The sequence below is a fragment of the Streptococcus mitis genome (genome assembly GCF_000722755.1).
Lineage (GTDB): Bacteria > Bacillota > Bacilli > Lactobacillales > Streptococcaceae > Streptococcus > Streptococcus mitis_CM.
The window spans coordinates 292,346-318,851 of sequence record NZ_JPFY01000013.1 but is presented as its reverse complement, the minus strand read 5'-3'; the positions used below and the strand labels follow the sequence as shown (position 1 = coordinate 318,851).

Below are 26,506 nucleotides of genomic sequence, written 5' to 3'. Positions count from 1 at the left end.
GCCTACTGGATTTTCAGTAGGTTTCAGTCTATATTTTTTACATTTTTTTATTAGGTTATATATATATATATGCATTTGCGTAGTCTGGCTCATTTTGAACTCCTTTAGAATTAAATTTTCAGAGATGCTATAAACAATTCTAATAACTCTCAGCCTAAAACTATTATACCATGATTTCTATTTTTTCAAAAAAACGAACCAGCTTGACTGATTCGTTTCGTGACTGCTAACTCCTACTTCCGATACATTTTAAACTGTAGGAAGAGGTCGCTATATTTTCCTGTCCATTTATGGTCAAATTTCTCATAAACTTCTAGGTGTTTCATGGTTTCAGCATCTGGATAGAAGGCCTTGTCTTCTTTTTTCTCCTCTGGGAGTAATTCCTTAGCTGGTAGGTTTGGTGTTGAATAGCCGACATACTCTGCATTTTTGAGGGCATTTTCGGGTTTCAACATAAAGTTGATAAAGGCATAGGCTGCATCTTGGTTTTTGACTGTTTTGGGAATGACCATATTGTCAAACCAAAGGTTACTGGCCTCAGTCGGAACCACATAGCGTAGATTTTCATTTTTCTCCAGCATTTGGCTGGCTTCACCAGAGAAGGTCACGCCGATAGCAGCGTTGTTCTGAATCATGTAGCCCTTCATTTCGTCCGCCACAATAGCCTTGATATTTGGAGTCAGTTTATAGAGCTTATCCACTGTCTCTTCCAACTGCTGGGTATCCTTGGAGTTGAGGCTGTAGCCCAGAGAGTTGAGACCTAACCCCAATACCTCACGCGACCCATCAAAGAGCATGATAGAGTTCTTATACTCTGGTTTCCAGAGGTCATCCCAATGCTCAGGCGCTTCATCGACCATGGTCTCATTGTAAACAATTCCCAAGGTTCCCCAGAAGTAAGGGATAGAGAATTTATTACCCAGGTCAAAGGACTGGTTGAGGAACTCTGGTCCGATATTTTCAAGACCTTCAAGTTTTGAATAATCAAGTGGTACCAAGAGGTCTTCGTCCTTCATCTTGTTAATCATGTATTCACTAGGAATGGCAATATCGTAGGTCGTTCCACCCTGCTTGATCTTGGTGTACATGGCTTCGTTGGAGTCAAAGGTCTCATACTGGACTTGGATTCCTGTCTCTTCTGTAAACTGAGTCAAGAGTTCAGGATCAATATAGTCTCCCCAGTTGTAGATAACCAATTTTTGACTATCTCGGCTATTGATTTTACTGTCTAGATGAGTCGCAATTCCCCATAAGACGAGGATAATGGCTACAATTCCTGCTAAAAATGAATAGAGTTTTTTCATGCTTGCTCCTCCTTCTCACGTGAGATAAAGTAATAACCAACCACTAGGATAATACTAAAGAGAAAGACAAGGGCAGACAGGGCATTGATTTCTAGCGAAATCCCCTTGCGAGCACGAGAGTAAATCTCGACTGACAGGGTTGAAAAGCCATTTCCCGTTACGAAGAAGGTCACGGCAAAGTCATCTAGCGAATAGGTGAAGGCCATGAAATAACCTGCAATGATAGACGGTGTCAGGTAAGGAAGCATGATTTCCTTGAACATCTGAAATTGACTGGCTCCCAAGTCGTAAGCCGCATGAATCATGTCGCCGTTCATTTCCTTGAGACGAGGCAAGACCATCAAGACCACGATAGGGATGGAGAAGGCGACGTGACTAGATAGAACGGTCAAAAAGCCAAGTGAGAACTTGAGTTGGGTAAAGAGAATCAAGAAGCTGGCACCAATCATAACATCAGGCGCAACCATGAGGATATTATTGAGTGAAAGAAAGGCTTCTTGGTACTTCTTACGAGACTGGTAGATGTAAATAGCTCCAAAAGTCCCGATAATGGTCGCTATCAAGGCTGACAGAAAGGCCAAGAAAAAGGTCTGAGTCACAATCAACATAAGGCGACCATCACCAAACATGGTTTTAAAATGGCTCAAGCTAAAGCCTGTAAAGCTATTCATGTCGTTGCCTGCATTAAAAGCATAGCCAATCAAGTAAAAAATTGGCAGGTAGAGGACAAGAAAGACCAGGCCCAGATATAGATTGGCAAATTTTTTCATCGTTCTCTCCTTTCCTTGGTCACCCACATGGTGATGAACATGGTCAAGATGAGAATTACACCGATGGTTGAACCCATACCGTAGTTGTCATTGGTTAGGAAATTCTGTTCAATAGCCGTTCCCAGCGTAATAACACGGTTCCCACCAATCAAACGCGTCAGCATGAAGAGACTTAAGCTGGGGATAAAGACAGATTGGACCCCACTTCTCACTCCGTTCATAGACAGAGGGAAGATGACATGACGGAAAGTCTCCCACTTGGTCGCACCGAGGTCATAGCTGGCATTGATAAGATTGTTATCCATATCGTCCAAGACATTAAAAATCGGCAAAATCATAAAGGGAAGCTCGATGTAGCTTGCGACAAAGATAAAGGAGAAATCGGTAAAGAGCAACTGTTGTGAACCGATTCCGATGAATTCCAAAAATTGGTTAATAGAGCCATTTTGACCAAAAATCCCGATAAAGGCATAGGCCTTAAGGAGCAAATTGATCCAAGTCGGCAGGATAATCAGCATGAGCCAAAGTTGACGGTGCTTGAGACGGGTCAAAAAGAGGGCTGTTGGATAGCTGATAAGCAAGGTTACAAAGGTCACAATTCCTGCATAAAGTACAGAGTTGAAACTCATTTTGAGATAAGTCAAGTTTTGTGACGCAAAGTAAGATTTATAGTTTTCTAAACTGAATTGTCCTTCGATATTGAAAAAGGATTGTCCGAAAATCAAGACCAAGGGTGCCAGGACAAAGAGGGCAATCCAGAGCATGTAGGGCACTACAAAGAGTTTAGAGCTTGTTTTCTTCATCTCTTTCCTCCTCGATTGCATTAATCAGACCTGCTTCTTGCTCTTCGATTTCCACGTACTCCTCGATACGAGCATCGAACTCTTCTTCAGTTTCGTTGAGACGCATGATGTGAATATCTTCTGGTTCAAAGTCCAGACCGATTTCCTCACCCACGATGGCCTTACGAGTTGAGTGGATCATCCATTCATTTCCAAGTTCGTCATAGGCGATAATTTCATAGTGCACCCCACGGAAGAGCTGGGTATCCACCTTAACTTGGAGCTTGCCTTCTTCAGGAAGGGTAATCCGCAAGTCCTCTGGACGAATCACGACCTCAACAGGTTCATTTGGCTTCATCCCACCATCGACCGCTTCAAAGCGTTTGCCGTTGAACTCAACCAAGTAGTCCTCAATCATGATTCCTGGCAAGATATTTGACTCACCGATAAAGGTGGCAACAAAGTGATTGATCGGCTCATCGTAGATATCCACAGGTGTTCCAGACTGGACAATCTCGCCATCATTCATAACGAAAATCCAGTCACTCATAGCCAGGGCTTCTTCCTGATCGTGAGTGACAAAGACAAAGGTAATGCCCAATCGTTGTTGCAGTTCACGCAGTTCGTACTGCATATCTGTTCGTAATTTTAAGTCCAACGCTGACAAAGGCTCGTCCAACAAAACCACACGGGGTTGGTTGATAATGGCACGGGCAATAGCCACACGCTGACGTTGTCCTCCAGAGAGTTTACGAATGGAACGTTTTTCGTAACCTTCCAACTGAACCATCTTGAGAACTTCCGCTACGCGTTTCTCGATTTCTTTCTTGTCAATCTTGCGCAAGCGGAGCGGAAAGGCAACATTTTCAAACACATTCATATGTGGAAACAAGGCATAGGATTGGAAGACCGTATGGACGTCTCGCTTGTTGGTTGGAATGTCATTGATTCGGACACCGTCCAGTAAAATATCTCCTGTCGTCGCATCCAGTAAACCTGCAATGATGTTTAGGATAGTTGATTTTCCTGAACCAGATGCACCTAGAAGGGTATAGAATTTCCCTTCTTCCAACTCAAAGTTGATATCTTTGAGAACCTTGGTGTTGCTGTCTTCAAAAACTTTAGAGACATTTTTGAATTCAATAATTGGTTTTTTCAATTGTCATTTATTCCTTCTTTTTCATAGATTAACAGATCAAGGCTCTGTCAGGCCGCTACTACCTCGTGTAGGAGATTGAACTGCCTACATTCTTCTGCACTGACGATAGGCTTTCACCCCCTTTCCATGACATAGCAGCAGCTTTTCAACTACAGCTTCCTACTTGCTTTCACCTAAAATACGGACTTCTCTCTCAAGAGTAACGCCAGAGTGTTCCTTGACTTTTTCGATCACAGACTCAATCAAGTCCTCGTAGTCTTTAGCCGTTCCGTCAGCAACATTAATCATAAATCCTGCGTGTTTTTCTGAGACTTCTACGCCACCGATACGATAGCCTTTCAAGCCAGCTTCTGAAATTAATTGACCTGCAAAATGCCCGACTGGACGCTTAAAGACCGAGCCACAAGATGGATATTCCAAAGGTTGCTTGAGTTCACGTAGGTGCGTCAAGCGGTCCATTTCTTGCTTGATAACCTGATGGCTTCCTGGAGCAAGGGCAAATTTAGCTGACAAGACAACTGCACCAGACTCCTGAATGGCTGAATGGCGGTAACCAAAAGCCAAATCCTTGACAGACAGGGTCTCGATTTCTCCATCCTTTGTCAAGACCTTACAAGACTGCAAGATGTGAGCAATCTCGCCACCATAGGCACCCGCATTCATAAAGACAGCACCACCGACGCTTCCTGGAATGCCACAAGCAAACTCAAAACCAGTCAAACTATGACGGAGGGCAATGCGAGTTGTTTCAATCAAGTTAGCCCCTGCTTCAGCTTCAATGGTATAGCCATCAACGGAAACATTATTGAGCTTGTCACACAAGATGACAAATCCACGAATCCCACCATCACGAACGATGATATTGCTGGCATTGCCAAGAACCATCCAAGGGATATTTTCTTGATTGGCAAATTTGACAACGCGAGCCAACTCAAAACGATTTCGTGGAAAGACCAGATAATCAGCCTCTCCACCTACTTTTGTATAACTATAGCTATGCAAGGGTTCTTTAAAACGGATATCAATCCCTTCTAAGATTTCAAGCATTTTTTCTTTTACTGACATGACACTCTTCCTTTTACAAAATTCATTCCATTATACCATTTTTAAGACCATTTGACGACCCTAAAAAAATCTTGAGCTTATTTTAAACAAAAAAAGAGGTTTCCCCTCTTTTTATGATTTTTTGCAAAAGATAGCCTTTGTTCCATAGGCGACTAGAACAAGTTCAATTGCTAGGACAACTTCAACTAAGACTGGATTGGTCAACCAGCCAACTTGGGCAAGAGATGGTGCCAGGTCAAAGAAGGCATGTAGTCCATAGGCCACTAGGAGATAAATCCATTTCTTCTGGCGAACAGCTTGGTAAACCCAAACAGTCAAGAGTAATTGGAAACCTAGCGCCAAGATTCTCTCAAAACCAAGCAAATAAATCTGCCAGGCTGATAGCGACTGAATAGTTTTCAACATATTTTCAGACAGCAATTGCATAACCTGTGGATTTTGCGTTTGAACTGCTGAGAGAACGATGTAGAGATTAATCAAACTAGTAAGACCTAGGAAAATCAACTCCAAACCACCATGCCCCAATCCATAAGCCAAGGCATCTGCCTTTTCCAAACTTCTCTTTTTCTCCAACCATTTGAAGAAAACAAGGCGAGCCGTTTCCTCAAAAAATGCTGCCATGGCTAGGCCATAGATGATATAGACAAGCGGATGGTCTTGTAAGAGGGCAATACTACCGTCTTTTTGAGGATGTAAAACCAAGATATGCACCAGTTTTTCCAAAATCTGTGAAGAGACAAAGAAGGCAACAGCCCCCAAGCCCAAGACAGCTAGATTAATCTGGTGTTTCTTTTTGGCATACCAAATGCTTCCTATCAAGAAAGCCAGCAACAGCAACATGGTAATAATGATATGAATGGTCATTTTCTTCTCCTATTCCGCCTTTTCAATATCTTTTTTCATCTCGTCAACATTGAACTTAGCAAACAAGTATTGACGATCTTGGACTGGAAAACGTTGGTCCAACTGGTCAACCGCTCCCACCTCGATAATCCCTTCCTTGATGACAAAGTCCATGACATGCCCACCGAAGGTCAAATCATCTGAGATGAAGTGTAGATGATAGCCTGCCACACTGACTCCATGGAAAATCTCTGGCGTCCAGAAACCAACGATGGTTCCTGCTACATTGTCTCGACGATATTCAGGTTGATGGGTTGCGACCTCAGCAAACTTGGTATCTGGTGTCGACTTGGGAATCATACGCACATGCATATGTGAAAATTCCCCGCGAATCTTGATAGAGCGGAAAAGATTTTCCCCATCATAATAAGACTCGATTCGCTCTTCCAATTCCTTGTCTGTCATCTCAAAGCGCTGGCGGAAAATGACCTCTGCCTGATGCGGTACTACTGCTGCATAAGGAATAAGGGCATCTGGTGATACTTCCACAATTTCTGGCTGATCTCCTGAGCCTTTGGCCTGGTAGGCCTTGCCATCCAATACAATCAATTCCCCATCAATGGAATCCAAGGTTCCCAAACCAAGGTCACCATGCTCTAGCAATTCTCCTACTGTCATGGTACCACCATAAAGGCCTGCCATCAAGGCTCCAAGGGTATTGTATTGAAATAATTTCACTGGTTCCTGCACGTTCTTATCCATTCACTTTCTTATCTGTTATTCTATAAATCTTACTCCTAAGTATACCACATTTGGCCTTAGATGTGAACGAGAGAAACACCCTAGACATTGCCAAGAAAGAAAAAAAGGGTACAATGTAACAAAATCAAGGGAGGTTTGGAATGAAGAAACAAAGCAAGTACCAAGAGGTCGTTTCCTATCTGAAAAACGGCATTGAGTCTGGACGATTTCCGACGGGAAGTCGTCTGCCTTCTATCCGTCAACTGAGCCTTGACTTTCACTGTAGCAAGGACACCATCCAGAGGGCCCTGTTGGAATTACGGCACGAACAATACCTCTATGCCAAGCCTCAGAGTGGTTACTATGTCCTAGAACAAGGGCAACACCAGGATCTAGAAATCGAAGTCACTGACGAACATGCCAGTGCCTATGACGATTTCCGACTCTGTATCAATGAAACCTTGATTGGCCGGGAAAACTACCTCTTCAACTACTATGACAACCAAGAAGGTCTTGAAGAGCTCAGACAATCTGTTCATAAACTCCTCTTTGACCAAGCCCTCTACTGCAAGGCAGACCAACTGGTATTGACTTCTGGAACCCAACAAGCCTTGTTTATCCTCTCTCAAATATCCTTTCCTAGCCAAGCCAAGGAAATCTTGGTGGAACAACCGACCTATCATCGGATGAATCGCCTCTTGATTGCTCAAGGATTAGACTATCAAACGATCGAACGAGGCATTGATGGGATTGACTTGGAGGAACTGGAAGGCCACTTCAAAGCAGGAAAAATTAAGTTTTTCTATACCATTCCTCGTTTTCACTATCCTCTGGGGCATTCCTATTCAGAGCAGGACAAACGGGCTATTCTTGACTTAGCTGCCAAGTATGGGGTCTATATCGTAGAGGACGACTATCTGGGGGATTTGGACTCCAAGAAGGGCCAGACCTTCCACTATCTAGATACAGAGGAGCGCGTCATTTATATCAAGTCCTTCTCAACCAGCCTCTTTCCAGCCCTGCGGATAACAGCACTCATTCTGCCAAATGCTATCAAAGAAGCCTTTGTGGCCTACAAAAATATCCTAGACTACGACAGCAACCTCATCATGCAAAAGGCCCTGTCACTCTATATTGACAGTCAATTATTTGAGAAAAATCGGCTAGCTCGCTTGTCCAATCAGGAAGACTACCAAAAACAAATCGAGGAAAGACTAGCTAACACCCCTTGTCCCCTTCCTCATTTCCCCCTTCACGATGGTTTATTACTAGACCTCAGACAGTATCCTAAAATCGCCAGTCTCAAACACAGTCAACTGGGCTTAGACTTCTTTGAAGAGGCCTATTTAAGCACCTGTCCTTATCAATTTGCCAAGGTGTCCTTAGACAATCTGGAAAATGTTTTAGACTATTTAAAAGCAGAATTGGATTGACTTCCAACTCTGCTTTTTTCTTATACTCTTCGAAAATCAAATTCAAACCACGTCAGCGTCGCCTTACCGTACTCAAGTACAGCTTGCGGCTAGCTTCCTAGTTTGCTCTTTGATTTTCATTGAGTATTATTCTTCAACTTCTGTTAAGGTTGCCGCTTTTTCAAGATATTTTTGGTAGGTACCGTCATCCTTGAGTTTTTGGATGACCTTGTCCACCACTTCTTTTAAATCAGCACTATTTTTTCTAAGGGCAACTGCATTAGCTTCGCCGTCCTTCATCTTCAAGCTGACAGTTGCGACAGCTAAGTCGGCGTTTTTAGCAGCATAGCTAAGGGCAACAGGCTCATCCATGTGAACAGCATCTACTTTTCCAGCCTGCAATTCATTGACAGCTTCACCCATATTGGTTAGGGAAGTCAATTGAGCTTTTGGCAATTGTTCCTTGACCATAGCTTCTGGAACAGTCCCTTTTTGGGCTGCAATATTAGCACTTTCAAGGCTAGTTAAATCCTTGTATTTTTCTACATCAGACTTACGAACCAAGAAACTAATCTTGTTTTCATAGTAAGGGATTGAAAAATCAAAGACTTCTTTTCTCTCATCAGTAGCACTAATTCCTGCAACTGCTAGGTCAGCCTTCCCAGTTTGAAGACTGGTCAAAACATTGTCAAAACTCATGCTTGAGATTTCCAATTTCACCCCAAGTTCATCAGCGATAGCTTGGGCCATATCAATATCCGCACCGACTACCTGATTTTTCCCGTCAACTAAGGATTGGAATTCAAAAGGTGCATAGTCAGGACTAGTCGCCACAACTAATTTCCCCTTTTGCTTAATGGCCTCAACAGCTGACTGAGAACCATTAGAACCCGACTGGCAAGCCACTAAGAAGAAACTTGCAAGAAAGCTACATAAAACAAATATCCATTTTTTCGATTTCATAAATAAACGACCTCTCTGTTAATTTTGTATAATTATAACTCTATCCAAGTTGCTTGTCAAGTGTTTTTTTGAATTTTTATCTTAAAAATATTTTTTTCATTCAAAAAAGGAGCTATCTATTGATTTCAAGCTCCTTTTTATACAGAATGACTCTATTTTATAGTTCGACAATCTTACCTGTTTCAAAGTAAACAACCCATTCACAGATATTCTTGGCATAGTCTCCAATACGTTCCAAGAAGGCAATCACTTGGAAATAATCACGACCTGTAACAATGGCATCAGGATTTTTCTTGATTTCTTCTGTAGCCAAGTCACGAATGCTATCAAAGTAATGGTTGATTTTTTCATCCATTGCTGCTACTTCATAGGCCTGATCTACTGAACCATTGAGATAGAGTTCAAGGGCTGCTTCGACGAAGTTCTTGACATCGCGACCCATTCTCTTTATTTCTTCTTCAACAGCTGGGATGCGTTGCTCCCCCTTCATACGAATTGCCGCCTTGGCAATGGAAACGGCATGGTCACCCATACGTTCCAAGTCAGATACAGCCTTCAAGACTGTCAAAACAGTACGCAAGTCCTGAGAAACGGGTTGTTGAAGGGCAATCATTTCAAATGATTTCTTTTCCAATTTCACTTCGTATTCGTTCACTTCTGCATCGTCTTCGATGACTTCCTTGGCCAAATCACGGTCATGCGTAACAAAGGCACGCACTGTCCGATTGATTTGGGATAGCACTTCTTGTCCCATTGCATAGAACTGGTTGTGCAATTTCTCCAAATCTTCTTCAAATTGAGAACGTAACATCATTTATCTCCTTATCCAAATTTTCCTGAAATATAATCTTCTGTTTCCTTGTGTTGTGGGTTGAGGAACATCTTCTTAGTATCGTTAAACTCAATCAAATCTCCATCTAGGAAAAATCCTGTCTTGTCAGAGATACGAGAGGCTTGTTGCATGGAACGCGTAACCAAGAGCATGGTGTATTTATCTTTTAGAGCATACAAGGTTTCCTCAATCTTACCAGCCGAGATAGGGTCCAGAGCTGAAGTCGGTTCATCCAAGAGAATGATTTTAGGACTAGTTGCCAAGACACGGGCAACGCAGACACGTTGCTGTTGTCCGCCTGAAAGCCCGATAGCTGAATCATGCAGGCGATCCTTGACCTCATCCCAGATAGAAGCTCGTTGCAAGGCTTTTTCAACCGCCTCATCTAGAACCTGCTTGTCCTTCACTCCATTGATACGAAGCCCGTAAACAACATTTTCGTAGATAGACATAGGGAAGGGGTTTGGTTGTTGGAAAACCATACCGATTTCCTTCCGCAATTCAACTGTATCTGTACGCGGGCTGTAAATGTTGTGGCCGTTATAAACCACTGAACCAGTTGTGGTTACCTCTGGATTAAGATCCCCCATGCGGTTGATAGCCTTTAGGAGGGTTGATTTCCCTGATCCAGATGGACCGATCAAGGCTGTAATTTCCTTGGGTTGGAAAGATAGGGAAACACTATTCAAGGCCTTTTTTTGATTGTAGTAAACGGACAGGTCTGACACCTGTAAAATCGCTTCTGTCATACTGTTTCCTTTCTATCCAAAGTGTCCTGTTACGTAGTCATTGGTTGACTGTAGTTTGGCATTTTGGAAAATATTAGAGGTCTTATCGTACTCGATCAAGTCACCCAAGTAGAAAAATCCTGTGTAGTCACTAGCACGCGCAGCCTGCTGCATACTGTGGGTCACGATGATAATGGTAAAATCCTTCTTCAACTCCAGCATGGTTTCTTCCAGCTGAGCTGTCGCAATCGGATCCAAGGCAGACGCAGGCTCATCCATCAAGAGGATATCTGGTTTGACCGAAATAGCACGAGCGATACAGAGACGTTGCTGCTGACCACCTGATAGGGTCAAGGCTGACTTGTGCAAATCGTCTTTGACCTGGTCCCAAAGGGCAGCTTGACGAAGAGAGGTTTCTACAATTTCATCCAAGACTTGCTTGTCCTTAACCCCTGCACGTTCATGGGCAAAAGTGATGTTGCGGTAGATAGACTTAGCAAAGGGATTTGGTCGTTGGAAGACCATCCCGATATGCTTGCGCATTTCATAAACGTTGATTTCTGGACGGTTAACATCAATCCCTTGGTAGAGGATTTGACCTGTGACCTTGGCAATATCAATGGTATCATTCATACGATTGAGACTGCGGAGGTAGGTTGATTTCCCTGAACCAGAAGGGCCAATTAAGGCTGTAATTTTATTCTTTTCAAATTGCATATCGATGCCCTTAATAGATTCATTTTTACCGTAGTAAACATGTAAATCCTTAGTAGAGAGGGCCACTTTCTCTTCAGGAAAGGTGATGATATGCTTTTCATCCCAATTATATTTTGACATGGCTTCTCCTTTAGGCAGCGGTTAATTTCTTATGTAGGTAGCTTCCGAGTTTACGGGCTCCAAAGTTAAAGATGAGGATAAAGATGAGGAGCACGGCTGCAGAACCTGCTGATACAATGGTTCCATCTGGAATGGTACCTTCACTATTGACTTTCCAGATGTGGACAGCCAAGGTTTCTGCTTGACGGAAGATAGAGATTGGGCTGGTCACACTGAGAATATTCCAGTTAGACCAGTCAAGGGCTGGAGCGGATTGTCCTGCTGTATAGATAAGAGCCGCAGCCTCACCAAAGATACGACCAGAGGCCAAGACAACCCCCGTCACAATACCTGGTAGGGCTTCTGGAATGACGACATGGACAACTGTCTCCCAACGAGAAATCCCAAGGGCTAAACCAGCCTCACGTTGCGTATGGTGAACGTGTTTCAAGCTGTCCTCAACATTACGAGTCATCTGAGGCAGGTTAAAGACCGTCAAGGCCAAGGCACCTGAAATGATTGAAAATCCATACTCAAACTGAACTACAAAGATCAAGTAACCAAAGAGACCCACAACCACTGATGGCAGTGAAGACAAGATTTCAATACAGGTTCTGACAAAATTGGTCACAGGACCTTTCTTGGCATATTCAGCTAGGAAAATCCCAGCCCCCATAGACAAGGGCACAGAAATAATCAAGGTAATAACCAGAAGGAAGAAGGAATTATAGAGCTGAATTCCAATCCCTCCACCTGCTTGGTAAGAAGAGGATTTGCCAGTCAAGAAAGACCAAGAGATGTGGGGCAAACCACGAACCAAGATATAAAGAATCAAGGATGCCAAGATGGCAACGATAATTCCTGCAATTGAGTAGAGGACAGCTGTTGCAATTTTATCTAATTTCTTAGCGTGCATAGTTTTTCTTTCCTCTTTCTTTCGTAATCAATTTAATCACACTGTTGAAGGCCAAACTCATCAAAAGCAAGACTAAGGCCAGTGACCAGAGAACGTTATTGTCAACTGTTCCCATAACCGTATTTCCAATACCCATGGTCAACACAGAGGTCAAGGTCGCAGCAGGTGTTGTCAATGAAGTTGGGACAACGGCTGAGTTTCCAACTACCATCTGAATGGCCAAGGCCTCACCAAAGGCACGCGCCATCCCAAAGACCACTGCTGTAAAAATCCCTGAACGCGCTGCCTTCAAAGTCACACGCCAGATGGTTTGCCAACGAGTAGCTCCCATAGCCAAACTAGCTTCGCGGTAGTGACGAGGCACCGCACGCAAGCTATCCGTTGTCATAAAGGTTACCGTCGGTAAAATCATGACAAAGAGAACGAAAATCCCTGACAAAATCCCAAAACCAGTTCCACCAAAGACACTGCGGACAAAGGGAACTACGACCTGCAAACCGATAAATCCATATACGACTGAAGGAATCCCGACAAGTAATTCAATAGCTGGTTGCAAGATTCTAGCACCTTTTGGTGAGACCTCTGTCATAAATACTGCCGCACCAATGGCAAAAGGAGTTGCGATAAGGGCTGATAGGATTGTGACAATAAAGGAACCCAAAATCATAGGAAGGGCACCAAATTGTTTACCTGAAGGATTCCAAGTTTGGCCAAATAGGAAATCAAAGATGTTGACCCCATTGACAAAGAAAGTCGACAAACCTTTTTGGGCTACGAAAATCAAAATCATAGCCACAATGATGACAATCAAAGACAGACAGGCAAAGGTCAAGCCTTTCCCTAGTTTCTCTAGACGAGAGTTCTTTGAGGGAGAAAGCAATTTTTTAGCTAATTCTTCTTGATTCATTATTGACTCCCTTCTAGTGCTGTCACCGTTCCGACAGCATCTTTTTCAACCTTCATTTCCTTGACAGAAATATAGCCCATTCCCTTAACGATTCCACTTTGCGCTTCATCAGAGAGGACAAAGTTGAGAAATTCTGCCACCAATTCATTTGGTTGACCTAGGGTATACATGTGTTCATAAGACCACAAAGGCCAGTTATTGGTTGTAACATTTTCTGCAATCGGCTCATAGCCATTCAACTTCATGCGTTTAACCGAGTCATCCACATAGGCAAAGGCTAGGTAAGAAATGGCTCCTGGTGTCTGAGAAACAATGTTTTTAACCATCCCATTTGAATCCTGTTCTTGACTCTGCACGGCAGATTGACCATCCATGATAACACTATCAAAGGTTGCACGTGAACCTGAACTTGCCGCGCGGTTGATAATGGAAATGGCTAGGTCTTTCCCACCGACTTCTTTCCAGTTGGTCACTTGACCTGTGAAGATGCTACGGAGTTGTTCAGTTGTCAGATTTTCAACATCAACTTCCTTGTTTACAATTACCGCCAAGCCCGCTACGGCTACCTTATGATCCACTAGAGCGGATGCGTTGATACCGTCTTTTTCCTCGGCAAATACGTCTGAATTTCCTACATCAACGGCTCCAGACTGAACCTGAGACAAACCTGTACCAGATCCTCCACCTTGAACGTTGACTGTTTTTCCAACGTGCATAGAGCCAAATTCATCTGCTGCTGCTTCGACCAAGGGCTGAAGAGCCGTTGAGCCAACAGCTGTCATGGATTCTCCACGATCAATCCAGCTAGCACATCCCGCCAAAGAACCTGCGAGCAAAAGAGCTGCGAGGGATAGAGCGAGTTTTTTCCTTTTTTTCACTGTTTTTCTCCTTGAAAATAATGGTGAATGCTGTGAATTTTTTCAACTATTTATTTATGTTTTTCTTTTTTAAAATTGGGAGCCAACTAAAGTTCTTATACTCAATGAAAATCAAAGAGCAAACTAGGAAACTAGCCGCAGGCTGTACTTGAGTACGGCAAGGCGACGTTGACGCGGTTTGAATTTGATTTTCGAAGAGTATTAGCTTGGTTTAACTAGAAATTTGCTTAGTTACCATCTCCACCAATTTTGACTTAAAATGAAAGACAATTTGAAAAAAATCCATACTTCCACTATAACATAGACAAGCTACTTTGACTAGCATTTTCACTTGAATCTGAGGCCTTTTGGAAAATAATTTTTCAAAACATTTCCCGTCACCTTAGCAAAGCCCAAGCCATTTCCTTTAACCAAAACTTGGTACCAACCATTTGGCAGACTTTCCGCCAATTGAACAGTTTCTCCAGCCACATACTTTACAAACGCTTCTTGGTCAATTTCAACTGACTGCTTGACCTGACTCGGTTTCAAGGCTAGACCAAGAGCAAAACTAGGCTCAAAGCGTTTCTTCTTAAAGGTACCCAGATGCAGGCCATTGCGAGCAATCTTGAGTTTCCCTAAATCTGGCAAAAGTTCTGGCAAGAGATAAAGCTGGTCTCCAAAAGTCTGCAAGATACCCCTTAGATTGACCTTCAAATGTTTTTGGGCAAATTCCTGCCACAAGGCAACTTGTTCTCGGCTGAGATTGCTCTTACTTGCCTTAAATTTAGGAACTGGATTTTCACCTTTAAATTGCAAATGGGCTACAAATTGCCCCTCTCCCTTAAAATGATGTGGGTACATACGAGCCGTTTCTGTCAGGTCAATTCCAGCTACCATTCCATTGATATGCTCTACTGGCAACAAATCAAAATCATACTCTTCCAGTAGCCAATTGACTATTTCTTCATTTTCCTCGGGTGCCCAGGTACAGGTAGAATAAACCAGACGACCACCTTGAGCTAACATGGTTACTGCATCTTCCAGAATTTCTCTTTGCAAACTAGCACATTGACTCGGATAATCTAAGCTCCAATAGTCCATAGCATCTGGTTGCTTACGAAACATCCCTTCACCAGAGCAAGGAGCATCAAGGACAATGAGGTCAAAATAGCCTTTAAAAACCTTGGCCAAGCGGTCAGCAGATTCATTGGTCACCACGACATTTGTCGCTCCAAAGCGCTCCATGTTTTCTACTAAAATCTTAGCCCGTTTGCTTGAAATTTCATTGGAAACAAGGAGACCCTCCCCTGCTAGATAGGCTGCCAGCTGAGTTGATTTTCCACCCGGTGCAGCTGCCAAGTCCAAAACCTTCATACCAGGACTGGGCTGGGCTACCTGAGCCACCATCTGGGCAGCAGGTTCTTGCGAATAAACTAAACCAGTAGCATGCTCAGGCGATTTCCCTGAAACCTTCCCATAATGTCCCCAAGGAGTTTGAGGAATGGCATTAGGAAAGAAAACTGGCGCTTCTTTTAAAGGATTGACCCGAAAAGCCGAAACCGCTTCCTCCTCAAAAGAGGCAAGAAAATCTCTTGCCTCATCTCCTAGTATCTCTTCATATTTTTCAACAAATCCTTCTGGAAATTGCATTTAAGTTCTTTTCCTTTCGTAAATATAGGACTGAATTTCCTCCTGCATCTCAAGAGGTAGCATCATGACCGGCTGTCTGGTTTGAAAATCAGGAGCCTCACCAGATAGAGTCACAACCCGATAGCCCAGACTTTCCCCTAAAATACTAGCCGCAGCATAATCCCATGGTTGCAGATAAGTGACATAGGTCAACAAACGCCCTGACAAAATCTTGGCAAAACTAATGGCTGCACTCCCATAGACACGTACACCTAGGACAGCTCGACCCAAATCAGCCAAGCCCCATTCATTGGTTTCCAACATACCACTATTCCCTGCAATGAGAAAATCTCCAAGTGGTTTTGCTTTAAAGGGAGCTAGGGGCTTATCATTTAGACAAACTGGAAATTCCCCACCACCGTGGTAACAATCCCCTTTGACCACATCATAAATGAGACCAAACTGGCCTTGACCATTTTCAAAATAAGCCATCATAACAGCAAAATCTTCCTGCTGGGCTACAAAGTTATTGGTCCCATCAATCGGATCAATGACCCAAACCTTGCCCTCTTGAACCGAGGCTCGCAGACACCCTTCTTCAGCACAAATCTTATCCTCAGGATAACGAGACAAAATCTCACCGACCAATAGCTCCTGAACTTCCTTGTCCAGTCTGGTCACCAAGTCTGTCGGAGAGGTTTTGGTCTCAACTTGCAAATCTTCCTGCATATGGTCAAGAATGTACTGGCCCGCCTTCTTGACAAGCTCTTTGGCAAATTCAAATTTACTTTCCAAGAGAAATCTTCCCTTCCCCTTTTTCCTTGGCAGCCTGAACCGCTCGATAAAGCGAATAGCCACTAACCGTTTCAAATTCTCGGCCCAAACGTTTTTCTTCGCTCTTGGTTGGCACGATCGCCTTGAATCCCTTATAGGAGTCCAGTAACTTTTGAACCTCTACCTTGCCTTCATAGGCAGCTTCAACATCATTAAAAAAAGAAAGCACTGAAGCAAGTTCTTCAGTGCTCCACGACAAATCTAGTGGGTAACTATACTGTTTGTTCATTAACTAATACCAGCCCTCATTCTTGCTTCTTTTAGTTCTTGCTTACGGTAACTACGAGGGAGAAAAGCACGAATCTCATCTTCATTAAAACCGATTTGCATGCGTTTGGCATCGATAATAATTGGACGACGCAAAAGACTAGGATACTGCTCAATCAAATGAAGCAATTCCGATACCGAAATACTCTCTACATCAATATTCAATTTTTGAAAAATTTTTGAACGAGTTGAAATGATGTCATCAGTACCATTTTCGGTCAAGGAAAGGATGTGTTGCAATTCCTTTCTTGTTAAGGGACTGGTCATAATATTGTGCTCCTCAAAGGGCACCTTATGTTTTTCTAACCAGGCCTTAGCCTTACGACATGAAGTACAGCTCGGTGATAGAAATAGTGTAATCATGCTTTTCTCTTCTTATCTATACTTTGCTAATTCTATTATACAAAAAAATAAAGCGCTTGACTAGAGATTTTTAGAAAAAAAGCCTATTTTTTCAAGAAAAATAGACTGTTTGCGAACGATTGAGGTAAGGTAGATTTAGTTAATTCACTCTTGACAATAGTTTCGAATCACACACCTAACTTATTTACTCAAAATAAGAACATCTTTAGTATTATTTCCTACGACTTTTCAGGTACAGAAAAACAAAGAAGCTTTCATAGAGGGCAAAAAAGAGAAGGAAGGTATGAAGGAAGAAGGTCTCTGGCAAAATCAGAATCACTGGATCCTTGGCTGGATCAAAAAGCCAGGTATCATCTCCCACAAAGAGAATTTGATGGAAAAGAGTAAAAAATTGGTCAAAACCAATCAAAACTCCTCCCAGTCCAATCAGCAAAGGCAAGACTACTAGAGCTAGGAGACTTTTACAAAAGAGAGACAAGAAGCCTTTTTTCACAATCTTATTGGCAAAGAAATAGAAGCTTGGTAGTGTCACTAGAACTACTAGCTGCACCAAGTGAAAGAGGTTCTTGACCACTGCAAAGTGGTGCAGACCAGCTGCTGACGAACGAAAATCTGGCATCTGCAAGACCTGACTAAAAGGATTGGTCAGGTAATTCATCAAAATATGAAAGTTATATTGAATTGTTTCTGGTTTTAGATAGACCCGATTGGTCAAATTCAGCCACTGAATTTCCAGCGGATAAAAAATCCAAGCCAGATAGATAGTCAGAAGGATTGAGAGGGAGAGGAGAAAGAGCATAGAGCTCCAAAAGGTCAGTTTAGTCTTCATCAAAGTTCCACTCCGCAAGACTAGAAACCACATGAGTCGGTGCGATTGGCAGGTCTGCCACTTCTTCTGCCTTGGTAAAACCTGTTGTCACCAAGAGCGTTGGAATGCCATTGTCAATCCCTGCTCGGATATCCGTCAGATAGTTGTCTCCAACCATAATCAACTCTTCACGTTCCAAACCTAAGTGCTCAACCGCCTTATCCATAATGATAGCATTTGGTTTTCCAATATAAACAGGCTTCACTCGTGTTGCTACTTCAAGCAGGGTAATCAGTGAACCAGCACCTGGCAAAAGACCGCGTTCTGTCGGGATGTTGAGGTCAGGATTGGTTCCGATAAAGTGAGCACCCTTTTGAATGGCAAGAGTTGCTGTGGCAAATTTTTCATAGTCAACTTGCCAGTCCAGGCCTACTACCACATAGGCCGGATTTTCCTTATCTTCCACATAACCAGCCGCCTTGATGGCTTCCTTGAGCCCTGCTTCTCCGATGACATAGACGGTCTTTTCAAGACCCAAGTCGTTCATATAGTCGATAGTCGCCAAAGTCGCTGTGTAGACAGTCGATAGAGGCGTATCAATATTAAAATTCTGAGCCAGCATCTCCTGAACACTCTCTGGAGTGCGGGTTGTATTGTTGGTCACAAAAAGATAGGGGATATCCCGCTTTTGCAATTCATGGACAAAAGCTTCTCCTGCTGGAATTCGATCCTTCCCCTTATAAATAGTTCCGTCTAAATCAATTAAATAGCCTTTATATTTCATATTTTTCTCTAATCCTTCTTCATTTCTTGCCAAGTGATGATGGCTTGAGCATTAGTCGCACCGTCGCTTGTAATCACATGCTTGCTTTCCAGTCCAGTCCGTTCAACAGACGATGTGATCACCCCACCTGGTCGAACTTCTTTGACATACTTGAGATTGATTTTCTTGGGAATATATTGGGTCAAAAAATCAGCTCCCATAACCTCAAAAATCCAGTCCAGATACTTACTGTTATTGACATGACCATTCATATCCAAGTCGTAAAAACGAACATGGTAATCCTTGCTGATTGGCGCTTCTAGATTTGCATACTTTGGTCCACGAATAAGCTTTTTATCAAACTCAGACTGGTAAGGAGCCACAATCTCGGGTTCTACCGCATGGACTTTTCGACTGTCTCGGTCCATGAGAACAAAGGTCGCCATCATGTGGATGAGTTCCTGACCTGCTTCATCATAGATAGTGAAACGACGATAGCAAAAGAGTCGATTGTAGCTCAAAGCTTCCGTTTCGATGGTAATTTCTTCCGCAAAGCGAGGCAAACGAACCACCTCAATATCGTATTCTGTGATAATCCAGACCAGATTATAGTCCTCCAAAATGACCTTATCACTAACTCCCAACTCAATCGACTGCATCCCTGAAACTTGCAGAGACAGCAAAATCACATCTGGAAGCTTGATATGACCGTTCATATCAGCCATATCAAAAGGAATTTTCATTTTCATTTGATAAGTTAAGCCCATCATCCTACTCCAAAATAAATCGTTCTGCTACGGTGTCTCCTAAAAAGAGACCTCTTTTTGTCATGCGCACGCGATCACCATCTATTTGCATGAGACCTTGTTGAACCAAGTCTCTGACAATTTCTCCATAAAGTCCATCAAAAGACCGTCCAAACTTTTCCTCAAATCGCGCCATGGAGACCCCTGATTTCTTGCGGAGCCCTAGGAACATTTCTTCTTCCATTCGCTCTTTTTGACTCAGGTGCTCTTCTATGATCCGAGCATTGCCTTCCTCAACCGCGCTGAGATAATGACGAATGGGACCATGGTTTTTATAGCGCACTCCGTTGACATAGCCGGATGCCCCAGCACCGATGCCATAGTATTCAGCATTGTCCCAGTACATGAGATTGTGGCGACTTTCAAAACTAGGCTTGGAGAAATTGGAAATCTCATAATGCTCAAAACCAGCTCGCTCCAGCTCTGCGATGATGTACTCAAACATCTCCGCTTCCAGTTCCTCCTTAGGCAGAGGCAATTTCCCTCGTCGCATACGGTTCATAAAGACCGTATGATTTTCCAAAATCAAGCTATACAAACTCATATGGGGAATATCCAGTCCAATAGCCTTAGCCACATTTTCCTTGACCTGCTCCATGGTCTGACCTGGCAGTGCATAAATCAAGTCTATAGAGATATTGTCAAAACCAGCCAGTTTCAGGCGGTCTATATTTTCATAAATATCTTTCTCTAAATGACTGCGCCCAATCTTTTTCAGCATTTTGTCGTCAAAGGTTTGCACACCTAGTGAAACACGATTGACAGCCGAGTTTTTCAAAACAGCTATCTTATCTGCATCCAAGTCGCCTGGATTGGCTTCAATGGTCAACTCTTCTAAGACAGACAAGTCCAAGTTTTTAGTCAAGCCCTTCAATAACATTTCCAGTTGAGAAGCTGACAAAGCTGTCGGTGTGCCACCACCGATATAGAGGGTTCTCAACTTTTGAATATCATAAGATTGAAACTCTTCTAACAGATGTTCCAAATAACTATCTACCGGCTGATTCTTGATAAAAACTTTTGAAAAGTCACAATAATAACAAATCTGAGTACAAAACGGGATGTGCACATAAGCTGACGTTGGTTTTTTCTGCATAGTAATTATTATACCACAAAGACACGCTACGAGAAAAAAATCACCATCCCCAGATACTAGCCTGTCCAGAGATGGTGATGGTTTATTCTTCTGTTATGTCAATAACAATCTCTTCTGATTCATCAAGAGTTTCGGCCTTTTCTTGCCATTGCTCCTTGAGATTATTGAATCGTTCTTTTGATGCTTCTGTCGCTTGACGAGCACATGATTTGGCTTGAGCAAGGACGCTGTCCACAGTGATTTCTCCTGACTCAACCTGTTCTTTGGTTTTAAGAACAAAATCTGTAGCTTGCTCCTTGACTTCTGTCAGTTTTTCACAGACCTGCTCCTTGGCATACTCAGGATCTTCTCTCAAATCATCTAGAAAATCTTGAGCCTGACTGCAAACTTGTTTCCCCTTGTCGCTTGTTAAAAACAAGGCAAGAGCTGCACCTGAAACGGTTCCTAAAAGGATTGAGGATAGTTTACCCATAAGGATTCTCCTTTTTTATTTTTTGAAAAATTTACTTGCAAGACGAAGGGCTGACAAACTTGCACCAGTCTTAAATGTTTTTGAACCAGCTGATGAAGCTTTCTTACTCAATACACGCGCATGGTCATTGAGGTCGGAAACAGATAGAGATAAATCTGCAACAGCACTAAAGAGTGGATCAATCGTTGCCACCTTGACATTGATATCATCTGCCAAGACATTGACCTTAGCCAGCAATTCATTGGTATGATGCAAGGTCACATCTACATCTGAAGTTAAGGTTTTAATCGTCTTCTCTGTTTCATCGATAACACGTCCAAGCTTTTGTACAGTAATGATTAGATACACTAAAAATACAATCAAAGCAAGGGCTACAAGAATATATGCAACTTCTAACATTTAGTTTTCCTCCTCTGAAATATAGTAAGGGGCCTTCTTTCGATTTTGATATAGAATGATAAAAATACCCAGTCCGATAAGGACAACTGAAAGCCATTGAGACACTCGAAGGCCAAAGAACATGAGGCTATCTGTCCGCATACCTTCGATGACCATACGACCGAAACCATACCAAATCAAGTAAAAGGCAGTGATATGACCTCGTCTAAGGCTCTTCCATTTTCGTCTAAAAATCAGAATCAAGGCAAATCCAAGTAGATTCCATAGGGACTCATAAAGGAAGGTAGGTTGACGGTAGCTCCCCTCAATATACATCTGGTCACGGATAAAGCCAGGTAGATAATCCAGATTATCCACTGCTGCACCATAAGCTTCTTGGTTAAAGAAATTGCCCCAGCGACCCAAACTTTGGGCAATCATGACGCTAGGTGCCGCAATATCTAGAAAATCCCAAGTATTGATGAGTTTACGATCAGCAAAGATATAAAGTACAAGGGCACCAGTTATCAAACCACCGTAAATGGCCAAACCACCATTCCAAATGGCAAAAATCTCTCCCAAATTCTGACTATAGTAATCAAAACGGAAAATGACATAGTAGAGACGAGCTCCTAAAATAGCCAAGGGAAAGGCTATCAAGATGAAATCTAAAATATCGTCTGGTATGATCTTCTTTCTAGGCGCTTCTTTCATGGTCAAATAAACTGCAAGAATCAAGCCTGTCACAATACACAAGGCATACCAACGAATGGCTAGAGGGCCTAGATGAATAGCAATTGGATCAAGCATTAGGCACCTCGTTTTGAGCAATGAGATTTGTCAAGCGTTCTTCGAACAAACGTGTCGCATCAAAGCCCATTTCCTTGGCACGATAATTCATGGCAGCTGCCTCAATCACGACAGAAATATTACGACCTGTTTTAACTGGGATACGGATACGAGGAATGGATACGCCAGAAATTTCAAGTTCCTCTGCATTATTTCCTAGACGATCAAAGGTCTTATGTGTATCATAGTTTTCCAAGTAAACAGCCAGCTGGACTTGTGAAGAATCCTTGACCGCACTCGCACCGTAGAGGCTCATAACATCGATAATCCCAACCCCACGAATTTCAATCAGGTGTCTCAAGATTTCAGCTGGTTCACCCCAAAGAGTAATCTCATCCTTGGCAAAAATATCGACCCGGTCATCAGCTACCAAGCGGTGGCCACGTTTGACAAGCTCTAGACCTGTCTCACTCTTACCGATGCCACTATCGCCCTGAATCAAGACACCCATTCCATAGATATCCATCAAGACCCCGTGCACACTGGTCCGTTCTGCTAAACGTGAATCCAGATAACTAGATAACTCTCCAGATAAACGACTGGTTGCCGTACGGCTAGTTAAAATAGCAATCTTACATTCTCTGGCTGCCTTTAGCATCTCCTCTGGAACCACCAAACCACGGGCAACAATAACCGCAGGTGTCTCAGGTAGAAACATTTTTTTCAAGACTTGGTAACGGTTATGAGAGGACATCGAAACGAGATAGGACCACTCCTTCATTCCCAAGAGCTGGATTCGCTCAGGCGTATAATAGTCAAAATAGCCCGTCATTTCAAGACCAGGTCGCGTAATGTCCGCGGTATTGATTTCCTTTTCAAGTAATTCTGGTTCGCCATAGACAATGTCTAGTCTGAGCTTTTCAATCACTTCTTTTACTAAAACCGACATCATTTCCTCCTTCAAATGAGTTCTTCTCTCTATTATATCAAATTGTAGGAGGATATTTGAGATTTTTGCAGGCTTTGTAGTATTTATTTAAAAGAAAAAGACTAGATTTCTCTAGCCTTTCATTTCTAATTAGAATTTTTTACGTTTACGAGCTGCTTCTGATTTACGTTTACGTTTTACAGAAGGTTTTTCATAGAATTCACGTTTGCGTGTTTCTTGAAGAGTACCAGCTTTAGTAACCGCACGTTTGAAACGACGAAGTGCGTCGTCAAGAGATTCATTCTTACGTACTACTGTTTTAGACATTTTTTTCACTCCCTTCAAGTTCAAGATCTATTCTATTTTACACGTAAAAGGAATAATTGTCAAGAAAAAACTGCCATAAACTTATATTATCTTCAATTTTAATCTTATTTAATCTTGTTAAAATTGATTAACATTTATAGATGGAAATGATATAATAGTGGCACATATTGATTAGCAAAAATTAGTATTATTTAGAAGTGAATCTATAACATGAAAAGAATCATAAAAATTTGCCCTGTGGTCAGTATTTTAGTTGTAATTTGTTTATTGCTAGGAATTCTTACTACCTTTTTGGGAAGTGTAATGTATGACTTATTTGCATTTCATTCAAAGCCAATTTATTGTTGGCAATACTTTAGTGGTACATTTATGCATGGAAGTAAAGAAGCACCAGTATGGTTTATATGGTTTCATTTAGTTTTAAATACTTTAATGTTACTTCCTTTTGGTGGGCTATTAGAGTATAAAAGGGGATCAAAATATGTATTTTTAGTTTTTATTACTGCTATGGTAATATCTTCAATTGTGTTCCATATATTAACACAGAATCAAGAAATTCAGGCATCGGGTATCTCTGCTATTGGCTATGCTTTTGTAACGGGTGGGGTGATGAATATGTTTAGTATATGGAAAAATTTCAATTTAGGATTAAAACTATTTTATATCCTTTTAATCGTTCTATCTCTCACCATGCTTCTACCAAATATAACAGGCTGGATTTCAACCTTTCTTCACATGTCAGGAATTGCCAGTTATATCATGGTTTCCAGCATCAACAACTATCGACTGTCTTAATAAAAATCGTATAGTATCATAAAAAAATAGTCAATACGATTATATCACAGTTTACAGACATTTAATAATTTTCTATTGGATACCTTTTTATGAGAAATATCGACAACTGTTACGGGAATTTACAGAAAAATTTCTTTTAGCAGGATAGTGAACATTTGAAGTAAAAAACCACTCACTCCAAAGAGCAAGTGGTTTTTATACTTTTTATTTTTCAAGTAAACTGAGCGCTTCAGCATCTGCGATGATCGTCACATCAGGGTGATTTTGGAGGCTACTTGCTGGGAGATTCTCAGTCACTGGGCCAGACACTGTTCCGGCAACGGCTTCTGCTTTCGACTCACCGTAAGCAAAGAGAATAATTGACTTGGCATCCAAGATGTTTTTAATTCCCATTGAAATGGCTTGAGTTGGAACATCTTCAATCTTGTCAAAGAAGCGCGCATTGGCTTCGATAGTAGACTGGTCAAGTTCTACTAGATGTGTTTGACTGTCAAATGGAGTACCAGGCTCATTAAATCCGATATGTCCATTGCGACCGATTCCCAAGATTTGGAGGTCAACTGGATGGTCAGCCAAAATTTGATTGTAGCGTTCTACTTCTTCTTCAGCATTATCCTTAACACCACGTGGCAAGAAACTTTCTTTAAATGGTTTTTGGTTGAACAAGTTTTCTTGCATGAAGTGACGGTAAGACTGTGGATTGTCCCCATCAAGGCCTACATACTCATCAAGGTTGACACTGGTTAGATTTGAAAAATCAAGGTCACTCTCAACAATTTCCTTGTAAAATTCAAGTGGGCTACTTCCTGTCGCAAGTCCTAGTGTTTGAGCTCCATTGGCCAATTTTTCCTTCAAAATCTCAAAAGCAACTTTTCCACCTTCGATTTGGTTTTCAACTTTAATAACTTTCATCTTTTTATCCTCCGTTTCAATCTATATTTATTATATGGTATAGACCAATTTTTGTCAAGTGAAAACGATTTAATTTTCAAAAAAAGAGCGTCCAAACTTGAAACATGTTATAATGGATAAGATTAGAACTTAGAAAGAATGAACAGATATATGAATACAGCTGATTTTGATTTCCACTTACCTGAGGAATTAATTGCCCAAACGCCCCTTGAAAAACGGGATTCCTCTAAACTCCTCATTGTCAACCGTGAAACTGGAGAAATGCAGGATAAACACTTCCACTCTATTATTGATATGCTGGAACCAGGTGATGCACTTGTTATGAACGATACCCGTGTTCTCCCTGCCCGCCTCTATGGTCAAAAAGAGGAGACAGGAGGCCATGTGGAACTTCTCCTGCTCAAAAATACTGCTGGAGACGAGTGGGAAGTTCTGGCAAAACCTGCCAAACGCCTCAAGGTCGGCACTCGCGTTAGCTTTGGTGATGGCCGTCTCAGCGCTGTTGTTACGGAAGAATTGACTCACGGGGGCCGCATTGTCCGCTTTGAATACCAAGGAATTTTCCTAGAAGTTTTGGAAAGTCTGGGAGAAATGCCGCTACCGCCTTATATCCACGAAAAACTGGATGACCGTGAACGCTATCAAACCGTTTATGCCAAGGAAAGTGGCTCTGCTGCAGCACCTACTGCTGGTCTTCACTTCACCAAAGAACTGCTGGCAGAAATCCAAGCTAAGGGTGTTCATCTAGTCTATCTGACGCTTCATGTCGGACTCGGAACCTTTAGACCCGTTTCAGTTGACAATCTGGACGAACACGAAATGCACTCAGAATTCTACCAACTTTCTGAGGAAGCTGCTGCCATCCTTCGCTCTGTTAAGGAAAATGGTGGTCGCGTCATCGCTGTCGGAACTACTTCTATCCGCACCTTGGAAACTATTGGTTCCAAGTTTGATGGGCAAATCCAAGCAGATTCTGGCTGGACCAATATCTTTATCAAACCTGGCTATGAATGGAAGGTTGTGGATGCCTTCTCAACCAACTTCCACTTACCAAAATCAACTCTGGTTATGTTGGTTTCTGCCTTTGCAGGCCGTGAATTAGTCTTAGATGCCTACCACCATGCCATCCAAGAACACTACCGCTTCTTCAGTTTTGGCGATGCCATGTTTATCTACTAATTTTCACAATCAAAAAGCGCATATTATCAAGATTTTATAATGCTTGATAATATGCGCTTTTG

General features: G+C 42.2%; 31 protein-coding genes. 3 read left to right on the top strand and 28 right to left on the bottom strand.

Going from position 1 to position 26,506, the window contains the following annotated elements; genetic code table 11:
* Positions 1–233 precede the first annotated feature (233 nt).
* The 7 genes from SK578_RS04775 to budA all read right to left on the bottom strand — a co-directional run bounded on the left by SK578_RS04775 (position 234) and on the right by budA (position 6,685).
* The gene (locus SK578_RS04775; RefSeq protein WP_042750956.1) at positions 234–1,304 is read right to left on the bottom strand and encodes an ABC transporter substrate-binding protein; all 1,071 of its coding nucleotides are present in this window, start codon (positions 1,302–1,304) and stop codon (positions 234–236) included.
* Positions 1,301–2,074, bottom strand: coding sequence for an ABC transporter permease (locus SK578_RS04770; protein WP_000712740.1), 774 nt, complete (start codon positions 2,072–2,074; stop codon positions 1,301–1,303). The genes SK578_RS04775 and SK578_RS04770 overlap by 4 nt, the downstream gene beginning before the upstream one ends.
* Positions 2,071–2,877, bottom strand: coding sequence for an ABC transporter permease (locus SK578_RS04765; protein WP_000753801.1), 807 nt, complete (start codon positions 2,875–2,877; stop codon positions 2,071–2,073). The genes SK578_RS04770 and SK578_RS04765 overlap by 4 nt, the downstream gene beginning before the upstream one ends.
* The gene (locus SK578_RS04760; protein WP_042750955.1) at positions 2,858–4,015 is read right to left on the bottom strand and encodes an ABC transporter ATP-binding protein; all 1,158 of its coding nucleotides are present in this window, start codon (positions 4,013–4,015) and stop codon (positions 2,858–2,860) included. Before SK578_RS04760 ends, SK578_RS04765 begins: the two co-directional genes overlap by 20 nt.
* Before the next feature lie 159 nt (positions 4,016–4,174).
* Positions 4,175–5,080: a UDP-N-acetylmuramate dehydrogenase gene (gene murB / locus SK578_RS04755; RefSeq protein WP_042750954.1), complete on the bottom strand. Its 906-nt coding sequence runs from the start codon at positions 5,078–5,080 to the stop codon at positions 4,175–4,177.
* Between the two features lie 111 nt (positions 5,081–5,191).
* A complete protein-coding gene (locus SK578_RS04750; protein WP_042750953.1) occupies positions 5,192–5,944 on the bottom strand; it encodes a YhfC family intramembrane metalloprotease in 753 nt (250 codons plus the stop codon).
* A gap of 9 nt (positions 5,945–5,953) precedes the next feature.
* Complete coding sequence (gene budA, locus SK578_RS04745; protein ID WP_004259844.1) at positions 5,954–6,685, bottom strand: acetolactate decarboxylase; 732 nt, start codon at positions 6,683–6,685, stop codon at positions 5,954–5,956.
* Between the two features lie 140 nt (positions 6,686–6,825).
* Between budA and SK578_RS04740 the strand changes: the two genes are divergently transcribed.
* Positions 6,826–8,097 carry an aminotransferase-like domain-containing protein gene (locus tag SK578_RS04740; protein ID WP_042750952.1) on the top strand — a complete coding sequence of 424 codons (1,272 nt, stop codon included), beginning with the start codon at positions 6,826–6,828 and terminating at the stop codon, positions 8,095–8,097.
* Between the two features lie 126 nt (positions 8,098–8,223).
* Here the strand turns inward: SK578_RS04740 and SK578_RS04735 are convergent, their stop codons facing one another.
* From SK578_RS04735 to rpsU, 20 genes are all read right to left on the bottom strand, one after another.
* Complete coding sequence (locus SK578_RS04735; protein ID WP_000837375.1) at positions 8,224–9,039, bottom strand: ABC transporter substrate-binding protein; 816 nt, start codon at positions 9,037–9,039, stop codon at positions 8,224–8,226.
* A 157-nt stretch (positions 9,040–9,196) separates the two neighbouring features.
* Complete coding sequence (phoU, locus tag SK578_RS04730) at positions 9,197–9,850, bottom strand: phosphate signaling complex protein PhoU (RefSeq protein ID WP_000946458.1); 654 nt, start codon at positions 9,848–9,850, stop codon at positions 9,197–9,199.
* Between the two features lie 11 nt (positions 9,851–9,861).
* Positions 9,862–10,620 carry a phosphate ABC transporter ATP-binding protein PstB gene (pstB, locus tag SK578_RS04725; protein WP_000133483.1) on the bottom strand — a complete coding sequence of 253 codons (759 nt, stop codon included), beginning with the start codon at positions 10,618–10,620 and terminating at the stop codon, positions 9,862–9,864.
* Between the two features lie 12 nt (positions 10,621–10,632).
* Positions 10,633–11,436 (bottom strand): phosphate ABC transporter ATP-binding protein PstB, encoded by an 804-nt coding sequence (gene pstB / locus SK578_RS04720; protein WP_000049848.1) that lies wholly within the window; start codon positions 11,434–11,436, stop codon positions 10,633–10,635.
* A 10-nt stretch (positions 11,437–11,446) separates the two neighbouring features.
* Positions 11,447–12,331: a phosphate ABC transporter permease PstA gene (gene pstA / locus SK578_RS04715; RefSeq protein WP_000543046.1), complete on the bottom strand. Its 885-nt coding sequence runs from the start codon at positions 12,329–12,331 to the stop codon at positions 11,447–11,449.
* Positions 12,321–13,238 (bottom strand): phosphate ABC transporter permease subunit PstC, encoded by a 918-nt coding sequence (pstC, locus tag SK578_RS04710; RefSeq protein WP_001070903.1) that lies wholly within the window; start codon positions 13,236–13,238, stop codon positions 12,321–12,323. The genes pstA and pstC overlap by 11 nt, the downstream gene beginning before the upstream one ends.
* Positions 13,238–14,116 (bottom strand): phosphate ABC transporter substrate-binding protein PstS family protein, encoded by an 879-nt coding sequence (locus SK578_RS04705; protein WP_000746329.1) that lies wholly within the window; start codon positions 14,114–14,116, stop codon positions 13,238–13,240. Before SK578_RS04705 ends, pstC begins: the two co-directional genes overlap by 1 nt.
* A gap of 327 nt (positions 14,117–14,443) precedes the next feature.
* Positions 14,444–15,748, bottom strand: coding sequence for an RsmF rRNA methyltransferase first C-terminal domain-containing protein (locus SK578_RS04700; protein ID WP_042750951.1), 1,305 nt, complete (start codon positions 15,746–15,748; stop codon positions 14,444–14,446).
* Positions 15,749–16,522, bottom strand: a complete 774-nt coding sequence (locus SK578_RS04695) for an inositol monophosphatase family protein (protein WP_042750950.1) — start codon at positions 16,520–16,522, stop codon at positions 15,749–15,751.
* A complete protein-coding gene (locus SK578_RS04690; protein WP_042750949.1) occupies positions 16,512–16,790 on the bottom strand; it encodes a UPF0223 family protein in 279 nt (92 codons plus the stop codon). The genes SK578_RS04695 and SK578_RS04690 overlap by 11 nt, the downstream gene beginning before the upstream one ends.
* Positions 16,790–17,191: a Spx/MgsR family RNA polymerase-binding regulatory protein gene (locus SK578_RS04685; RefSeq protein WP_000631255.1), complete on the bottom strand. Its 402-nt coding sequence runs from the start codon at positions 17,189–17,191 to the stop codon at positions 16,790–16,792. Before SK578_RS04685 ends, SK578_RS04690 begins: the two co-directional genes overlap by 1 nt.
* A gap of 211 nt (positions 17,192–17,402) precedes the next feature.
* A complete protein-coding gene (locus tag SK578_RS04680) occupies positions 17,403–18,020 on the bottom strand; it encodes a TIGR01906 family membrane protein (RefSeq protein ID WP_042750948.1) in 618 nt (205 codons plus the stop codon).
* The gene (locus SK578_RS04675) at positions 18,010–18,783 is read right to left on the bottom strand and encodes a TIGR01457 family HAD-type hydrolase (protein ID WP_042750947.1); all 774 of its coding nucleotides are present in this window, start codon (positions 18,781–18,783) and stop codon (positions 18,010–18,012) included. The genes SK578_RS04680 and SK578_RS04675 overlap by 11 nt, the downstream gene beginning before the upstream one ends.
* An 8-nt stretch (positions 18,784–18,791) precedes the next feature.
* Positions 18,792–19,529, bottom strand: a complete 738-nt coding sequence (locus SK578_RS04670) for an acyl-[acyl-carrier-protein] thioesterase (RefSeq protein ID WP_042751497.1) — start codon at positions 19,527–19,529, stop codon at positions 18,792–18,794.
* 4 nt (positions 19,530–19,533) lie between these two features.
* A complete protein-coding gene (hemW, locus tag SK578_RS04665; protein ID WP_042750946.1) occupies positions 19,534–20,664 on the bottom strand; it encodes a radical SAM family heme chaperone HemW in 1,131 nt (376 codons plus the stop codon).
* Positions 20,665–20,746: 82 nt separating this feature from the next.
* A complete protein-coding gene (locus tag SK578_RS04660) occupies positions 20,747–21,136 on the bottom strand; it encodes a YtxH domain-containing protein (protein WP_042750945.1) in 390 nt (129 codons plus the stop codon).
* 15 nt (positions 21,137–21,151) lie between these two features.
* Positions 21,152–21,535 carry a DUF948 domain-containing protein gene (locus SK578_RS04655; protein ID WP_042750944.1) on the bottom strand — a complete coding sequence of 128 codons (384 nt, stop codon included), beginning with the start codon at positions 21,533–21,535 and terminating at the stop codon, positions 21,152–21,154.
* Entirely contained in the window at positions 21,536–22,324 is a 789-nt protein-coding gene (gene lgt / locus SK578_RS04650; protein WP_000886651.1) for a prolipoprotein diacylglyceryl transferase, read from the bottom strand.
* Positions 22,317–23,252, bottom strand: coding sequence for an HPr(Ser) kinase/phosphatase (gene hprK, locus SK578_RS04645; RefSeq protein ID WP_000115157.1), 936 nt, complete (start codon positions 23,250–23,252; stop codon positions 22,317–22,319). The genes lgt and hprK overlap by 8 nt, the downstream gene beginning before the upstream one ends.
* 129 nt (positions 23,253–23,381) lie before the next feature.
* A complete protein-coding gene (gene rpsU / locus SK578_RS04640) occupies positions 23,382–23,558 on the bottom strand; it encodes a 30S ribosomal protein S21 (RefSeq protein WP_000048054.1) in 177 nt (58 codons plus the stop codon).
* A 210-nt stretch (positions 23,559–23,768) separates the two neighbouring features.
* On the opposite strand from rpsU, the gene SK578_RS04635 reads away from it, so the two are divergent.
* Positions 23,769–24,353, top strand: a complete 585-nt coding sequence (locus tag SK578_RS04635) for a rhomboid family intramembrane serine protease (RefSeq protein WP_042750943.1) — start codon at positions 23,769–23,771, stop codon at positions 24,351–24,353.
* Between the two features lie 204 nt (positions 24,354–24,557).
* Here the strand turns inward: SK578_RS04635 and SK578_RS04630 are convergent, their stop codons facing one another.
* A complete protein-coding gene (locus tag SK578_RS04630) occupies positions 24,558–25,265 on the bottom strand; it encodes a glucosamine-6-phosphate deaminase (RefSeq protein ID WP_042750941.1) in 708 nt (235 codons plus the stop codon).
* A gap of 150 nt (positions 25,266–25,415) precedes the next feature.
* Between SK578_RS04630 and queA the strand changes: the two genes are divergently transcribed.
* Positions 25,416–26,444 carry a tRNA preQ1(34) S-adenosylmethionine ribosyltransferase-isomerase QueA gene (queA, locus tag SK578_RS04625; protein ID WP_042750940.1) on the top strand — a complete coding sequence of 343 codons (1,029 nt, stop codon included), beginning with the start codon at positions 25,416–25,418 and terminating at the stop codon, positions 26,442–26,444.
* Positions 26,445–26,506 lie beyond the last annotated feature (62 nt).